The 16,587-nt window shown below is 40.5% G+C and carries 17 protein-coding genes; all 17 read right to left on the bottom strand.

Features of this window, described 5'->3' with window-relative positions:
* Positions 1–11: 11 nt before the first annotated feature.
* Positions 12–1,532 (bottom strand): ATP-binding cassette domain-containing protein, encoded by a 1,521-nt coding sequence (locus tag EJA10_RS00180; protein WP_125477996.1) that lies wholly within the window; start codon positions 1,530–1,532, stop codon positions 12–14.
* Between the two features lie 78 nt (positions 1,533–1,610).
* Positions 1,611–2,720 carry a sugar ABC transporter substrate-binding protein gene (locus tag EJA10_RS00185; RefSeq protein ID WP_125477997.1) on the bottom strand — a complete coding sequence of 370 codons (1,110 nt, stop codon included), beginning with the start codon at positions 2,718–2,720 and terminating at the stop codon, positions 1,611–1,613.
* Between the two features lie 378 nt (positions 2,721–3,098).
* Positions 3,099–4,337: a serine/threonine transporter SstT gene (gene sstT, locus EJA10_RS00190; protein ID WP_125477998.1), complete on the bottom strand. Its 1,239-nt coding sequence runs from the start codon at positions 4,335–4,337 to the stop codon at positions 3,099–3,101.
* 433 nt (positions 4,338–4,770) lie between these two features.
* On the bottom strand, positions 4,771–5,754 hold the full coding sequence (locus EJA10_RS00195) for a tRNA dihydrouridine synthase (protein ID WP_125477999.1): 984 nt from the start codon (positions 5,752–5,754) through the stop codon (positions 4,771–4,773).
* Between the two features lie 269 nt (positions 5,755–6,023).
* Complete coding sequence (locus tag EJA10_RS00200) at positions 6,024–6,500, bottom strand: DUF2975 domain-containing protein (protein ID WP_125478000.1); 477 nt, start codon at positions 6,498–6,500, stop codon at positions 6,024–6,026.
* Between the two features lie 279 nt (positions 6,501–6,779).
* Positions 6,780–7,433 carry an acetate uptake transporter gene (locus EJA10_RS00205; RefSeq protein WP_125478001.1) on the bottom strand — a complete coding sequence of 218 codons (654 nt, stop codon included), beginning with the start codon at positions 7,431–7,433 and terminating at the stop codon, positions 6,780–6,782.
* Positions 7,434–7,735: 302 nt separating this feature from the next.
* Complete coding sequence (locus tag EJA10_RS00210) at positions 7,736–8,395, bottom strand: DUF429 domain-containing protein (RefSeq protein WP_125478002.1); 660 nt, start codon at positions 8,393–8,395, stop codon at positions 7,736–7,738.
* Between the two features lie 130 nt (positions 8,396–8,525).
* Positions 8,526–9,287 (bottom strand): Nif3-like dinuclear metal center hexameric protein, encoded by a 762-nt coding sequence (locus EJA10_RS00215; RefSeq protein ID WP_125478003.1) that lies wholly within the window; start codon positions 9,285–9,287, stop codon positions 8,526–8,528.
* 191 nt (positions 9,288–9,478) lie between these two features.
* Entirely contained in the window at positions 9,479–10,282 is an 804-nt protein-coding gene (gene mutM / locus EJA10_RS00220; protein ID WP_125478037.1) for a bifunctional DNA-formamidopyrimidine glycosylase/DNA-(apurinic or apyrimidinic site) lyase, read from the bottom strand.
* A 212-nt stretch (positions 10,283–10,494) separates the two neighbouring features.
* Positions 10,495–11,001: a GNAT family N-acetyltransferase gene (locus EJA10_RS00225; RefSeq protein ID WP_125478004.1), complete on the bottom strand. Its 507-nt coding sequence runs from the start codon at positions 10,999–11,001 to the stop codon at positions 10,495–10,497.
* Positions 11,002–11,372: 371 nt separating this feature from the next.
* Complete coding sequence (locus EJA10_RS00230) at positions 11,373–11,846, bottom strand: DUF1203 domain-containing protein (protein ID WP_125478005.1); 474 nt, start codon at positions 11,844–11,846, stop codon at positions 11,373–11,375.
* 66 nt (positions 11,847–11,912) lie between these two features.
* Positions 11,913–12,464, bottom strand: coding sequence for a bifunctional transcriptional activator/DNA repair enzyme AdaA (locus tag EJA10_RS00235; protein WP_281274449.1), 552 nt, complete (start codon positions 12,462–12,464; stop codon positions 11,913–11,915).
* A 265-nt stretch (positions 12,465–12,729) separates the two neighbouring features.
* Entirely contained in the window at positions 12,730–14,100 is a 1,371-nt protein-coding gene (gene rlmD, locus EJA10_RS00240) for a 23S rRNA (uracil(1939)-C(5))-methyltransferase RlmD (protein WP_125478006.1), read from the bottom strand.
* Positions 14,101–14,302: 202 nt separating this feature from the next.
* A complete protein-coding gene (locus EJA10_RS00245) occupies positions 14,303–14,725 on the bottom strand; it encodes a hypothetical protein (RefSeq protein ID WP_125478007.1) in 423 nt (140 codons plus the stop codon).
* A 61-nt stretch (positions 14,726–14,786) separates the two neighbouring features.
* A complete protein-coding gene (locus EJA10_RS00250) occupies positions 14,787–15,131 on the bottom strand; it encodes a DUF3221 domain-containing protein (protein ID WP_170169022.1) in 345 nt (114 codons plus the stop codon).
* Positions 15,132–15,225: 94 nt separating this feature from the next.
* Positions 15,226–15,675, bottom strand: coding sequence for a BsuPI-related putative proteinase inhibitor (locus EJA10_RS00255; RefSeq protein ID WP_125478009.1), 450 nt, complete (start codon positions 15,673–15,675; stop codon positions 15,226–15,228).
* A gap of 144 nt (positions 15,676–15,819) precedes the next feature.
* Complete coding sequence (locus EJA10_RS00260) at positions 15,820–16,578, bottom strand: DUF6612 family protein (protein ID WP_125478010.1); 759 nt, start codon at positions 16,576–16,578, stop codon at positions 15,820–15,822.
* Positions 16,579–16,587: the final 9 nt, after the last annotated feature.

Consider the following 16,587-nt stretch of genomic DNA (forward strand, 5'->3'; position numbering starts at 1 on the left):
GGTTTAGCCTCCTATTGTGTTGCAAGTTGCATTATTTTTTCCTGGTCGGCTTTTTCTATTGGCAATTCGCCTTTGATTTCTCCTTCGGCCATGACATAAACTCTGTCACTCATTCCCAATACTTCACCAAGCTCAGAAGAAATCATGATGATACTCATTCCCTCTTCAATCAGCTTGTTCATCACCGTATAAATTTCAAATTTAGCGCCCACGTCAATCCCTCGGGTAGGCTCATCTAATATTAGGAGTTTAGGGCCAACAAACAGCCACTTGCCTAGCGAAACTTTTTGCTGGTTACCACCGCTTAATTTGCCAACAAGCTGTTCTAAAGAAGAGGCTTTGATGTGCAATGAAGTTTTATAGCCATCTGCTACTTTAATCTCTTCATTGTCGTTGATGACTCCGTTGGCAGAAATTCCTTGTAAATTCGCGGCAGAAATGTTGCTTTTAATATCCTGCAGTAAAAACAACCCATCCCCTTTACGATCCTCAGTAACATACGCAATTCCAGCTTTAATGGCCTCACTAGTATGTTTCAAAGCTTTTGGCATTCCATCCAGCAGTAAGTCACCTTGCAGCTTATAAGCTTTTGCGTTACCAAAGATACTTAGGGCAAGTTCCGTTCGGCCAGAGCCCATTAAGCCTGCCAAACCAATAATTTCACCTTTTTTAACATATAAATTTGCATTCTTCACTACATGTCTGCCAAGCTTTTGGTCATACGCAGACCAATTCTTTAACTCAAGTACCTTTTCTTCATACGACTTCTTCGCGCGTTTCGGATAAATATCCTGAATTTCACGTCCAACCATATTTTTTATAATCGTATTTTCTGTTATCTCACCTTTGGAAGCATCAAGGGTTCTGATCGTTTGCCCATCGCGAATAACAGTCGCGCTATCTGCTATTGAAATGACTTCCTTCAACTTATGGGAAATCATAATGCAGGTAATCCCTTGTTTTCTGAGTTCGTCCAGTAAGTTTAATAAATTCTCACTGTCGTCCTCATTTAAAGCTGCAGTCGGTTCATCGAGAATGAGAAGCTTTACGTCTTTACTTAACGCTTTGGCAATTTCGATTAACTGACGTTTCCCTACTCCTAAATCTTTCACAAGTGTCTCCGGGTTAACGTCAAGATTAACTTTCTCAAGCAGTTTTTTTGCTTCAACAATCGTCTCATTCCAGTCAATAAAAGCCCCTTGCTTGATTTCATTGCCAGCAAATATATTTTCATAAACTGTGAGATCAGGAAATAACGCTAGCTCCTGGTAAATGATAACGATACCAGCATTTACACTATCGGTAATCTTATTAAATTGCTGTACCTTACCTTCGTAAACAATATCCCCTTCATAAGTCCCGTAAGGATAAACCCCGCTAAGCACTTTCATCAGAGTCGATTTCCCAGCCCCATTTTCTCCGACCAGGCAGTGGATTTCACCCTTCTTCACTTTGAAATTGACATTGTCGAGCGCCTTGACTCCTGTGAATTCCTTCGAAATCTGCTTCATCTCCAGAATATATTCGCTCATCCTCATTCCCTCCAACCAAACAGCTATAATAACTGCGTGATCGCAATCTAATTGAATACGATCACGCAGCTCTACTTTTTACAGTCCTTTAAACTCACTAGCTTCGTAGTATTCTGAATCAATCAGTTCTTTCTTAACGTTCTCTTCGTCTACCACAATCACGTCTGTTTGTTTCGCCTTCACATCGACTTTTCCATTGTTGTAAGAACCAGTTGTAGCTGGTTTTTTATCATCCAGGATGTCGATCGCCATATCAATTGCGTCTGCAACCAGTGTTCTTACATCTTTAAATACCGTCATAGATTGCTTGCCATCGATGATGTATTGAATAGAAGCTTTCTCTGCATCTTGACCTGTTACCACGAAACTAGAAATGTCAGAATCCGTTCCGAATACATCTGCAATCGAACGGGCAGTTCCATCATTCGGAGCTAGTACCGCTACATCACCCTTTAGATTCGCAGCTGCAGCAGTTAAGTGTGTTTGTGCTTTATTTTTCGCTTCGTTTGGATCCCAGTTTGTTGTTACCTGACCAAGGATTTTTCCTAACTCATCGCGAGTAAGTTCTTGCTTATCTTTTAATGCCTCTGCTTCTGAAGAGTTAGCGATTACAAAAGTGCCGTCTGCAATCTTCGGCTGAAGAACTTTCCAAGCACCTTCGAAAAATAAGAACGCATTGTTATCAGAAGAAGCGCCCGCATAAAGGTACAACGGGACATTTTTGCCTTCTGCACTGTCTATTAGGTATTGACCTTGAGCAGCACCTACTGCCAGGCTATCAAACGTTACATAATAATCGATTGCATCTGTTTCTGTAATTAAACGGTCATAAGCTATAACGGTTACTCCTTCTTTTTTTGCAGCTTCTACAGCAGAACCAGCTGCTGCACCATCATGAGGAGCAATAATTAATACTTCAATACCTTTATTAAGCAAAGTTTCTACATTTTCTTTTTCCTTTGCCGAAGAACCCTGGCTGAATAAAATTTCCGTCGTGTAATCAGAATCAGCTAAAGCATCTTTAAAGCGCTGCTCATCTTGCACCCATCTCGGCTCATCCTTCGTCGGAAGAACAATTCCTACACTCACTTTACTGCTTCCGCCAGTTGTTCCGCTGCATGCAGCCAGCATCCCAGTTAACACTGTCATAACAATCAAAACAGAAAATAACTTCCAAACTTTTTTCACTAATATTTCCCCCTTTAAAGGTGAATTTTATTTGCTACAATTCCATCATATAGCGGACTATTCACTTTGAAAGCGTTAACATATAGTAATCTTTTATTATCTTCTATACTTTTTTTGCTTTTCTGAAAAAAGTGCACATCAGTTATTCGCAGTTTCTTAAATCGCTTTGCAAAAAAGCTGTTGTTATTACCACTTGAGTGCACCGACACATATTTTTCATCATGAAACAAGCGTACGCGAAAAAAGCACAATAGCTGTGTTACCAGCTGATCGTGCTTTTGGGTGAGGACATATCAATATAAATGCATCCACTTGCCTAAAATTAAAGCAGGAACCTTTTCGGTTCCTGCTTGCTAGTGAATTTAAATTACGGTCATATTATGAAGCCTTCTTAATTTCAATTGTTTTTCCTTCTTCACGCCATTTCTTGAATTCGACTGCGGCTGTGAACAAGACGTCTGTTGATGAGTTAAGGGCTGTTTCAAAGGAGTCCTGCAGAACACCAATGATGAAGCCTACTGCCACCACTTGCATCGCGACATCATTCGGGATGCCGAACAAGCTGGATGCGAGCGGGATCAGCAACAGGGAACCGCCGGCAACGCCTGAAGCACCAGCAGCACTGATTGCAGCCATGACACTTAGAATGACGGCAGTCGGCAGATCCACTTGAATGCCCAGCGTATGGACAGCAGCCAGTGTCATAACGGAGATGGTCACAGCAGCTCCAGCCATATTGATGGTTGCTCCCAATGGAATGGAAACAGAATAGGAGTCCTTATTCAGTCCTAAGTTTTCGCATATTTTAATATTCACAGGGATATTTGAAGCTGAACTGCGAGTAAAGAATGCGGTAATGCCACTTTCTCTTAAACATTTTAGAACAAGTGGATATGGATTTTGCCTGATCAATGAGAACACGATGATCGGATTGACTACTAGGGCCACAACGAGCATGCAGCCGATCAGGACGGCAAGCAATTTTCCATAGCCCAGCAATGAACTGATTCCGTTTGTCGTAATCGATTCAAATACAAGACCCATGATGCCAAGCGGCGCGAATTTGATCACCCAGGCAACGATTTTCGACATAGCATCGGCTAAATTCCCAATAACCGTTTTTGTTGAATCAGCTGCACCCTTCAGAGCAAAGCCGATCAGGGCCGCCCAGGCTAAAATACCGATATAATTTGCATTTATAATAGCGTTAACTGGATTGTCTACAATGTTGAGCAATAAGGTTCTTAGGACTTCTACCACACTTCCTGGAGGCCTCATGCCCTCGGCGCCAGCTGTAAGCTTCAAGCTCACCGGGAACATGAAACTAGCAATAACCGCAATAAGCCCGGCTGCGAACGTTCCTAAAAGATATAAAGAAATAATCGTTTTCATGTTAGTTTTTTGCCCGCGTTTATGCTGGACAATCGCCGACATAACCAAGAATAATACTAATACAGGAGCAACTGCTTTCAGGGCTCCTACAAACAGAGACCCTAAAATCGCAACCGGCTTTGCAAGCTCAGGAATCGTTAATGCGAGAACCACACCAATTACCAAACCCGCAATAATCTGTTTCACCAGGCTTACTTGATTCCACTTCCTCAGTAAATCTTTCATCGTCATCTCCCCCTCAAATCATCTCTCTGCCATCCACTTTTTAGCATTTGTTTGCAAGAGGCGCTTGTCCTCTGCAAAAATACAATTGTCCTTGTTTCGTGTATTATAGACGCTAAAATGGTATATTACAATATAAAAATATCAATACACGAAAAGTTCTAATTATTCAAATACTCAGTTAATCATACTATAACTAGCTTTGAACTGTTAATAGTTCATTATTCCCATCAAAGCAAAGGGGTGGGGCAAAACAGAGGGACGGTTCTTGTGTTTTTATCTAAAAGCGGGTTTGGACGTAAAAAGGCCTCATCCCAAAAGGATAAGGCTGTTCTACTTAATCTAATTCTATTTTTGCTTCACACTCAATGAATGCGGTTCAATACCACCTTCACAGTCGTTTTTAAAAAAGTCATCCTACGCTTTTGCCTTGGGCTTACTGCCCGCCGACTTCTTCAAAATTCTTTGAAGCAAAGATATCAAGCAATTCACGAACTTCATCTGTTGACTTTGTACTCATTAATTGATTTCTTAATTCACTTGCCCCGCGGAAACCTTTGACATAAATCTTAAAAAAGCGATGCAAAGCCGTGAACGGCCGCAGTTCTAAATGCGAATACTTATCATGAAGATCCATATGCAATCGTAAGAGATCCAACAATTCCTGACTGCTATGTTCTTTCTTCTCTTTTTCAAAGGCGAATGGATTATGGAAAATCCCGCGGCCAATCATAACCCCATCAACCCCATATTGTTCAGCAAGCTTCAAGCCAGTCTGGCGGTCAGTAATATCCCCATTAATTGTCAGAAGGGTATCCGGTGCCACCTCGTCACGGAGTTTCTTAATCTCCGGGATCAACTCCCAATGAGCAGGTACTTTGCTCATTTCATCCCTTGTACGCAAATGAATGGAAAGATTGGCAATGTCTTGTTCCAATACATGTCTCAGCCAGTCCTGCCATTCGTCTATCTCCGAGAAGCCGAGCCTTGTCTTGACACTTACAGGCAACCCGCCTGCCTTTGCCGCCTGGATTAACTCTGCCGCAACATCCGGTCGGCGGATCAGCCCGCTTCCCTTTCCGTTCTGCGTCACATTAGGGACAGGACAGCCCATATTGATATCCAGACCCTTGAAACCCATTTCCGCCATCCCAATACTCATTTTCCGGAAGTTTTCAGGCTTGTCCCCCCAGATATGGGCGACAATTGGCTGTTCATCCTCTGTAAAAGTCAAACGCCCACGCACACTCTTGATTCCAGCAGGATGACAATAACTCTCCGAATTCGTAAACTCAGTAAAAAACACATCCGGTCTCGCTGCTTCACTCACAACATGACGAAAAACAACATCCGTCACTTCTTCCATTGGTGCCAATATAAAAAATGGCCGTGGTAAATCACGCCAAAAATTCTCTTTCATTGCTTGATTCAAATCCTCTCATTAAGGGATACCAGGCAAACCCCTGATCCCAAAATTAAAAAGCAGAATACTCCTGCTCCATTTACACTTATACCATGCCTAAGTACTTTTTATCAAACTGAAAAGCCAGGAAAAACACAGGGACGGTTCTTGTGTTTTCAGTCGCGGAACGAATGAGCAAGAAAAAAACCTTATCCATTTAGAGATAAGGTTGGTTGTTCGGCTTATAATTATTCAATTTTTGCCACTCTCAACTTGGGTATGGTTTTTCAAATTGTCAAATCATTTTCTGACTTCAGATTCAGCACATTATTCAATAGCTGTTGAAGAACAGCCGTAAAGACCATACTAACAATAGAGGTTAATACTATGACTAATCCGAGTATTGCAATACCAGGGTGTAAAGCATCTTGTGTTCCAAGTATGATCATTCCTAATACATATAAGAAACTAATGGTACTTGCACAGTATTTTATTATCCCTAATGAATTTACTGCTACCTCCGAAAAAGCATTATTTTTTTCAATATAGCTTAACAGTTTTAGTGCTTGAGATAGGGCATAGAAAAATGGGATCGCTGTCAGGTACAAACCGATTAGAACTGGATACTGCAGGTAAGCAAGCTCTGGATTCATTTCCGCGGAATCCTTTGCAAGTGACGGCAAAGCAAACACACATAAACTGAGGATCACTACTCCTATAACGCAGACAGCTACCTTTAACAAAGTAATCTTTCCCTGTTCCATAAATACCTCCACTTTTTTCCTTTTATCCATATCCTAATTCATTATTTATTGATTATCAATAAATTTTTATTAATAAGTAATTTATTTTTACTGATTTAAGCTCCCATCACGTTTTTACACTTGTGATTATAATGGTAAGGATCTCGTCTCTCCTTTAATACACAAAAAAACCTTATCCAGCCAAATGGATAAGGTTCTAACTAACTCTATTTTCGCCACACACTCACATGTCCGGTGTGTATGTGTTAACACATTCAATGCAAGTGAAATCAATTTCAATTACGCAGCTATTTTTTCATTTTCTTTTTCATTGTTATTCTTAAACACACGGAACGGCTTGCCTACCGGTAAGACTACTTGTCCAAAATGAATATTTAAAACCGCTGCAGCAGAACCATAGAATGAAAGTAAAGCAATCAATAATTCTGAGATAGCCGCCAGCATATGTGAGAATTCATACATGATATTAAATGAACTTAATGACAACCCGATAAATAGGAAATCAATCAGTACAAAAATGAAGAACAGAACCTTATGAGTCGCCATGGCACCGACTGTCATGAACAAGCTAAAGATCAAATAACCTGCGAATGCAACACCCAACTGTTTAGGATCTGCAGCTGCAAGTAAATTTTCACCAAAAGCCCCGGATTGAATCAGCCATGTTGTCCCCACTCCAAACCAGAATAAGCCAAAGGCACCGAAAGCTGTTGTACCAAATACATTATTATGCTTAGAATCCATAAGGGCTGCGATTAACTGTGCCAGGCCCCCCAGAAAGAATGCCCATGGCAATATTAACGCGGTTCCTTCTGTCAATCCTAATTTTTGTGATGAGGCTACAAGGGTTACCATTGCCAAACCAAACAACCCCAGGGCAGAAGGATCTGCGGTTACTACTTTTACAGAAGTATGATTTTGATGATCATTCATAAGATGTGTATTTCCTCCTTAGTAATATAGCTTACTAAGGTTACATAAAAATACCTCTATTGTCTATATGTGAAATCGTTATCATTTAAAATTTTCCTTATCCCAAATAATGGTTAAATTTTGTTCTTCACGAAATACCATTTAATTTAGGGAATTCTCGGTACTAAACAAGCCCTATCCACCAAAGGGTAAGGCTCTCCTAATTTTAAGATCATTCCACAAAACCAATAGCATCGATGGCATATTTAGAATGGCAATGATTAACATATTTTTCTCATGCTTACGGCTAACTACTGATGGTTTTAACAGCAATAGTCATAAGGGTGTAACGGAGGACAAGCCGGGAATATCCATTTTGGATTGTGCGAAAGGGACTTCCAGTGCCATGCACCTAATGCAGCTGAACAGGCATCGATAGAATGGCTTTCTGCTTCAATGCCAATAGGTATTTGTGTAAGCCCCTGCTCCGCCAGCCAATTGTGAATATAGATTCTAGCTGATTGTTCCTGTTTGTAAGCCAATACATATCCTATATCTTGTTTAGATAGTCTCGATCCAATTACCGCTCCTGGGTGGACTTCCACTAAAGAAATTGGATTCGTGGCGTTTAATTTCTCTATCTCTCTACTGAGCTTTATTCCTCTTAATGTTAGATACACCATTCTATTTAAGGTTGGCGGCATGATTGACCCAGATTTCATTCCTAAAGATACAATAAATTGTCTTAGTTCCCGGTCACTTTTCCGGTCTCCTCCACCGTCTTCATAAGATAATGGTGCATCAATTCCGATTACTACCTCATCCAATTGACTTTGCTCAAAAACCTCTTTCAATATATCCTGATCACTTAAATTATTTACCCACTTAACAAATTGCAGGTGTTCTCCCTTTTGTTTAAAGACCGTAAGAACGGTATCCTTGTGATTTCTTGGTCCTGATAAATCAATTCCGATTACTCTCAAATAAAACCCTCACATTCGTAATGATTACGTCTGAGTTACTCCCCAAAACACACTGACTTATAAAATCGCATTTTTTCAAAAATGCTCCTCCAAAACCAATGCTTCATACGGACTTCACTGTTATTTTGTCTTATTTTATATTCGCTTCATAATGCTCTTCATTAAGTCTCACTACTTCAAGCTCTTTTATATTCTCATTCAATTTCAATGCTAAGCTTTCAACTCCAAAAAATTCTATGAAAGTATGACTCCCAATGATAAGATTGATCCCTTGAAACTGAGCATATTGAATAGTATACAAATTGCATTCACCTGTAATGTAGACATCACACTTATTTTCAACAACTTCCTTGAGGCAGGCTGTTGGCGCACCGTTACCACAGACTAAGCCCACTCGCTTCACCTTTTTTTCATTAAAGCGCAAGGACTTAACTGGTTCTTCAAGTAGACTTTCCATAGTCCCTGCCAATTCATCGAAATCAACTTCTTTATCAAACTCTGCGACTCTGCCAAAATAGAACCCTTCCCATTCGTGGGTCCTTTTTGCCGTTTCCAAATTCAACTTTTTTAATAAAATTTCATTTGTTCCAAAGTTACAGTCATCAAGTGGCAAGTGATTATAGTAGTGGCTTATCCCATATTCCGCCAGTTTTTCTATGCACGCCTCTTTTAATCCATATATTTCATCCCAGGCATCGTGGTGTGTCACCATCATATCAACTCCACGACTTCTTGCTTCCTCTATCGTTTCAAGCGTTAGGTTAACACAGTATCCTAACTTTTTAACCTTTTTATCTGCCCGGTATGTAATCCCAGACTCCCTTGAAAATACTTCCTTATTTGTTATATGAAACACAGCATTAATTCTTTTAACAATATGTGTAACATCCATATACTGACCTCTTTTATTCGTATTCATATTTTCGGTATTAACTCTATGTTACACCCAAATATTTCCTGAGTAAATCGATTAGTAACATTCAAGCTCCAAACCGATATCCATCAAAAACAATAGACCTTTACGCAAAACTACTTAAATTAAAAAATCCCCCAGACATCAGTCCGAGGGAAATATAACGTCATTCATCGCTGGCAATTGGCGCAAAAGAAAGTTATCCGTGAAGAGATTTCTGTTTTTGTAATCGAGGCATTGCAACGAAAACACTCTTTACCTTCTCTGTCATATACATAAAATTGGTAGCCTCCTGTCTTGCCATCCCCTTTATATAGCGGGTTTTCCATATAACCGCCTTGTTCGATTCCTCTTTTAAGGATAAACTGCATCGAATGATAGAGCCGTGTTAATTGTTGAACGTCAAGATCATTAATTTTTTTATCAGGGCGAATCTCTGCATGCCAAAGAATTTCATCTGAATACCCATTCCCTATTCCAGCCAGCACTTCTTGATTGAGTAATGTGGTTTTTATTGTTCCTCTTCTTTTCTGCATTAATTGATGAAAGGCATCCACTGTAAAATTAGGGTCAAGCACTTCAGGTCCCAGTTTTTCGAACTCTTTCTTGACCTCTTCAGGTGATAAAAGATGCAGATAACCCAATCGAAGCCCAATGAAAAATAAATGCTGTTCCCCGAATGACAGCTTTACTTGAATTGTCCTGTTTGGTCGATCTTCCTCTTTGCCAAAAAACATCCATCCGCCAAGCATCAGGTGTAATAATAAGCATTTTTCATCCTGTAGTTGAAAAATTAAATATTTCGCTCTTCTCGTAATCGTTGTGATAGTTTGATTTGAAACTTGCATAGTAAACCCGTCAACTGGTACGTTAATAGACTTTTCCCGCCCAATCTCAACATTCGAAACTTTTTGCCCGCCGATCAACGACCCCAGTAATGTTTTATATGTTTCCATCTCTGGCAATTCAGGCATAATTCTGCCCCCCATTTCCCAGTTTATTTTTACAGTATTTCCTACTGGTGAGTTATTATAAATGGCTGGCACTCATTTAAATCCACCTTTTTTCTGTTGCCTTCTTTTAAAAAGTGTTGTGACACACCTCCTTCGTAAAAACAAAAAAAAACGAATTCCATCATTAGGAATTCGTTCTTCTAATTTCTTACACGTAATTTGAATCGTTCATGCTAACTTGATTCTAATCTTTTTTCTCGTTTATTGCCGATATATGGGCCATCTGCACATTGACCTGCGAAAACATATCCTTTGTTTTCATAATAATGATTCAGCCGAACATTATCGATTGCACAGTCTAATCGTACCCGTGTTTTCTTATTTCGTACGGCCAATTCATGTACAGATTCCAGAATGATCTCCCCGGCTCCTTTTACTCTACTATCTGTCACAAAGTTGTGCAGATAGTATGCGGAAACATCTGAACAATCATTCCACCGACTGTCTTCTTCTAATAGAACAATTGCACCAACAACCTTATTATCCTCGGCCTTTTTTAAGATATACAAGTTACCCAGGTTCATTTGGTGAACATAATACGACTTAGGATATGCATCCCAATAGTTAGTGACATTCCATTGCCGGATCCCAACTTCATCCATCCAGGCAATTCTTTGATCAATTAATGCATATACATCTTCCAACACCGATGCGTCTGCCGACATAAATATATATTCCATAAAATCCCCTATACAAATTCAAATCCATTGAACTTTAATTTCTCTGTTTACGATTAATCTTTCCATTTAGCACAATATAGATAAATACCTATCCACCGTCGGAGAAGGCTTTTTGTTTATATTAATTCAATTTTCGCAACAGCTTCACAGTGCGTTGAGTGTATGTTGCAACGCTAGGGATGCTGCTGTGTTTACAATCAATTCTTTTTACTACTTCGCTTTGTCAAAATCTACTCTCAACTCCAGGGTCATCTCCACCTCACCAGTCGTCTTTTTGCTCCACCGGCATTGCATACTAAGCTCTTATTAGACCCAATTATCATATGGCAATGTATAATTATGCTAATAGGATGTTTGCATTTCCAACTTTTTCACGCTCTATTAACAAGGCAGTTATAGCATCCTGGTTTAGCGTTAAGAATGTGAATATATTCTATTTCTTTATTATCAAAAATTTCATCTATATTTTCTCTCAAATTCACCCCTTCTGTAACCCTTGCTTCTACAATCATTGAGTCAGTATTGTAGCCGCGTACAGAAAGATACCTATGATGTAACATATCGGGAATTTCATTCACTTCTAGCTTAGCGGTAGTTGCTCCCTTTCGTATAAATATAGGCCCACTTGCTTTATAAGGCGAATTAACACAGTGAAATTGGTAATTCAGTAAGATTACCTCTTCTCCTACCTCTGCATCCTTCAAACTTACCCTGCAGGGATATCCGGGCTTTTTATTTGCTATCATTTTGACTGCCCCGATACTTTTTAATACTTCTTCATTCATTAAAAATAGGTTATTAAATTCCTTCTCTTGTAACGCAACGATTTGAAAGTTATTTCTCATATTCTAATCCCTCCTTAATTTTAATGCTTATCTAGTTGTCACGAAGCATTTCTTGAAAAAACTATCTTACAGTCTCTTCATTCTGTATTCTTTTGGGGTTAAACCAGTTCTCTCTTTAAAACTTTTATAAAAGTTAGACATGCTTTTAACCCCTGCTTTAAGTGCAATTTCAGTAATTTCTATGTCTGTATGTGTCAAGAGCCTAGTTGCTTCTTCCATTCTTAACTCAATAATATATTCAGATATGGTCATACCATAATAATGTTTAAATAGTCTAGCTAGATGATTATTGCTCACACCAAGCTTCTGGGCTATTTTTTTTCGGTTGAGCGGCTTATTATAGCTGTTATTAATTATTTCTTTTGCCCTTTCTATTAATTCTTTATTAGGTTCATAAGTTGTTTCATTAAGATCAGGCCTACACATTTTGCATGGCCTAAATCCATCTTTTAGCGCATCCTCTATATTATCAAAGAAAATGGTGTTCTTTTTCAAAGGTGTCTTAGCCTTACAGGATGGTCTGCAAAAAATCCCTGTTGTTATGACTGCATAATAAAACAACCCATCATAATAATTATTACAGGTGCTAACTGCTTTCCATTTTTCTTCACTTGTAATAGACCTTCACCTCTCTACCTTCGCTTCTATAGTTATTATATATCTACTTGTTCTAAAAGTTCTTCCTGTAATTCACCAACATATTCTTTCTCGAGTAACCTTGCTCTTCTAAATGTGCATTTTATTGAAATTCTAACGCAAATATTCTTATTTTTTGCGTAATAGTAAGATTCTCAAAAACAAAAATCCCCCAAACCAACAGTCTGGGGGAACATAAAACACAATTTAATTTTTAATTATTAGCCTTAAAATCTTTGATACCAAGCTATTTTAACTCTACCAGCGCCACACACTCCCCATGCGTCGTCTGAGGAAACATATCAACCGGCTGCACTTCAACCGTCTTGTACCCGCCATCTTCAAGGATCCGCAAATCCCTCGCCAGTGTAGCTGGGTTGCAGGATACGTACACAACCTTCTTCGGTTTCATATCAATGATTGTTTGCAGCAGTGCTTCGTCGCAGCCTTTGCGTGGAGGATCGACGACCAACACGTCGGCGCTGTTGCCTCCTGCGTACCATGCCGGGATTACTTTTTCAGCTTCGCCTACTGCGAATTCTGCGTTGGCGATTTCGTTCAGTTCGGCGTTTCGTTTTGCGTCTTCGATGGCTTCGGGAACGATTTCAACGCCGAATACCTTCTTTGCTTTTTGCGCTAAAAATAATGAAATCGTCCCGATGCCGCAGTATGCGTCAATGACGGATTCTTCTCCGGTCAGCTCTGCATATTCAAGCGCCTTGTCGTAAAGCACCTTTGTTTGCTCGGGGTTCACCTGGTAGAACGAACGCGCCGAAATCGCAAACTTGATGTCACCGATATAGTCATAAATGACTTCGCTTCCCCACAGGACCTCTGTTTTGTCGCCCATGATGACATTCGTTTTCTTCGAGTTAACGTTATGGACGATGGATTTTACCTTAGGCAGCCTTGCGATGATTTCCTCGACGAGTTTATTTTTGTGCGGGATTTCATTCGTCCTGGTTACTACCACAACCATCAGCTCACCTGTTTGGCTGCCATAGCGGGCCATGATATGCCGGAGGACACCTTTGTGGGATTCCTCATTATATGGCTGGATTCCAAGCTCGCTGGCAATTTCTTTTACCGCCTGGATGGCTTCGTTAATCTCGTGAAGGTGCAGCAGGCTTTCATTCGTGTCGACGATTTCGTGGCTGCGCGGCTTGAAGAAGCCCGCAATCAGCTTTCCGTCCTTTTCACCAACCGGCACCTGCGCTTTGTTTCGATAGTGCCATGGATTGTCCATTCCCAAAATCGGGTGTACCACAACATCCTCAAGCTTGCCGATCCGCGTCAGCACCTGGTTCACCTGGTTTTCCTTATACTTCAGCTGCCCCTCATAACTGATATGCTGCAGCTGGCAGCCGCCATATTTATGGGCATCATCAGCCGGGCAATCGACACGGAACGTGCTTCTTTCAAGAATCTCCATCAGGCGGCCAAATCCATATCCCTTGTTCACCTTGGTGACTTTGATTTTCGCTTTTTCGCCAGGAAGCCCCCCCTGGACAAAAATCGGGTAGCCATCGACCTTGGCAACCCCCGCTCCATCATGCGTCAAATCCTCAAATTCCACATCTATAAAATCGTTCTTCTTAACCGGGATTGTTTTGCTCATTGTTTCCGTCCTTTGCTGTGAATTCGCTAAGTCAGATTTTATCATACTGGGGGAAGGATTGTGAAATGGGTGATATCTTATCGCTTCCCCTTTTTAAAGGACCTTACTGTTAGCCATATGCTGAACAATAGAACGCAAGTCAGAAGTCCGCTCGTAAGAATTGTTTCTATTTTAAAAAGGAGATGATTAGATCTCATAACAATCACCTTTCATCTATGGAATAAGGATTGAAAACCAGTTGGTAGACCGCGGGTGTTCCGGGCAAATCTGCAATTATTAAAGGGGCACTACCAGATTTGTTCTTGGCTGATTTGATTACCGTACCAACCGGCAGTTTGGTCGCCATCCCTTCCTCAATATCCTTTCCTTTCTTGTACATTGAAGAAATTTCGAAAAGAGTTTCTTTCGGTTCATATTCAGTGTTTTCGGTCTTTAAATAGATGGAATCATTAAAAATAATCAAATCCGTGGCCTTATCCGCCTGAAGAAGTTCGTGCGCTTTCTTCTTCATTAGTGACTGCGCTTCGCTTAATTGATCAGCGCCCTGGATTTTTGAATCTGCAATGCTGCACCCGATTAGAAGAAAAGAAATAAGAAGGGAAAGTAATAGCTTATATTTCAGCATCTAAACACCGCCTATGTATGAAAAGGAGGGGCCTAGAAATTAATCCAAGGCCCTTCATACCTTACTTTGTTGAAAGACTGACCTTCTTCGCATCAGCCTGGGCCGGATAACTCTCTCTGATGCCGCCATCCGTCCGGAACTCTACGTGATCTCCCTTTTTAAAATCCTCTGCCTTATCATAGGTCAGCCTAATCAGATCAAGGCCGCCCTGATCGATCAATGCTTCAGGTGATACCTCTTGTATTTCTTTGTACTTTTCCGCGTCTATGTTCTGGGCAATCAAAAGCGAATCCTCGTTCACATACAGCACATATCCAGCACCAGACGCACTTTCCTTACTTGCGCATCCGGCAAAGACCATTGACATCAAAACTAGGAACAGGACCATAACTGTCCGTTTTGCCATCTCCATCCCCCATTATCCACTCTGTAAATTGAGTAAAACAGGAGAACCGTCCTTCTGTTTCGAAATTGGAAAAAACAGGAGAACCGTCCCCGTGTTACAGTGAGAATTCTTTCTTGACTTCGAATTTTTTGCCGTCTTTTGGGGTCATCCAGACTGTTAGTGTGTAGTTGCCTGGTTCGAGGTTTAGTTCGTTTAGGTCGATTTCGTATGTTAAGGACTCGCCCTGCTGGACTTTCTCTTCCCCTAGTGCCTGCAGGAAGTTTGCTACGCTGGAGAAGAGGAATATTTCTTCTCCGGCCTTGTTTTTCACCGAGTAGTCGAATCGCTGTGAGCTGGTGAATTCGAGGGTGACTTCTTCTTCTGTCTGGTTTTTGACTTCATATTGAAAAACCAATGGGCTTTTCTCTGCTAAAGATGCAGCCATTTCTCCTGCCACGATGCCTTGACCTCCTCCGCCTTTGCCTTCATTATTCGAAACCTTGTTTCCTGTTCCACAACCAGTGACCAGAAACCCCAGCAATATAATCATGAAAAATTTTCTCATTGTCGTTCCTCCTGTTGGATTTATTCCTTTATCTATTTGTCTGGAAATCCGGTCAAAAGGTTACATTAAATGTTTAACTATTTAACAAGAGTTAAACCCATTTCATAAAAAAGAGCCGCTGGCCACCAGCAACTCTTCTCCATCTTACATTCCCATATCTACAGCGCTATCTTTCACTTCCTGCGGAACGGAAAAAGCTTCAACTGAATTGATCTCTTTGTAGTCCGCCTGCACTTTGATCACGATCTCTCCTGACTCTCCGTCCATGACCAGGTCTAGATCAGCATCCGCTTTCACTTGCTTTAAATAGTAATTCTTATCGAGCTTTAAATAATAAATGAATTTATTTACTTTATTGAGTTCTATGCTCTCGTCCTGCAAGGACTCTTTTAGGACATCCTTGACCAATTCTTTCTCCTTATCGGTGGATGAGCTATCGAGTTCGACGCTAAGCAGGTACCCATCCTTCTCTTCTTTTAATTCAAAGAGGTCGCTGAACTTTTTCAATTTGTCGAGGTCTTCCTTGATGCCGTCCCCGTTGGCCAGCTTTTCAAATTCAGGAACACTGCTGACCGAGGTCTTCAGCCACTCCGTTGTTCCTGGCATTGTCATATAAGCAGACTCTTTATCTATATATAATTCCATATCTCCATCAATCGTACTCAATTTCATCTGAGCCATGAAGGGGTCATCCAGGTATTTCATATGAATGTCCACTGTCTGGTTAACCTTTTGGCCATTGGCATTCATTTCGAATTCGGTTTTCATGTCTGTATCGAAGCTATTGATTGTGTTCCTGAAAGCACCGCTGATGACTTCCTCCTTGGTGACTTTCGTTCCGCAGGCACTGAGTACAAGAACAAGCAAAAGACTGATGGCTGTTAAGAAACTGAACTTTTTCATTACTTCCCC

This window comes from Mesobacillus subterraneus, assembly GCF_003937825.1.
Taxonomy (GTDB): domain Bacteria; phylum Bacillota; class Bacilli; order Bacillales; family Cytobacillaceae; genus Mesobacillus; species Mesobacillus subterraneus.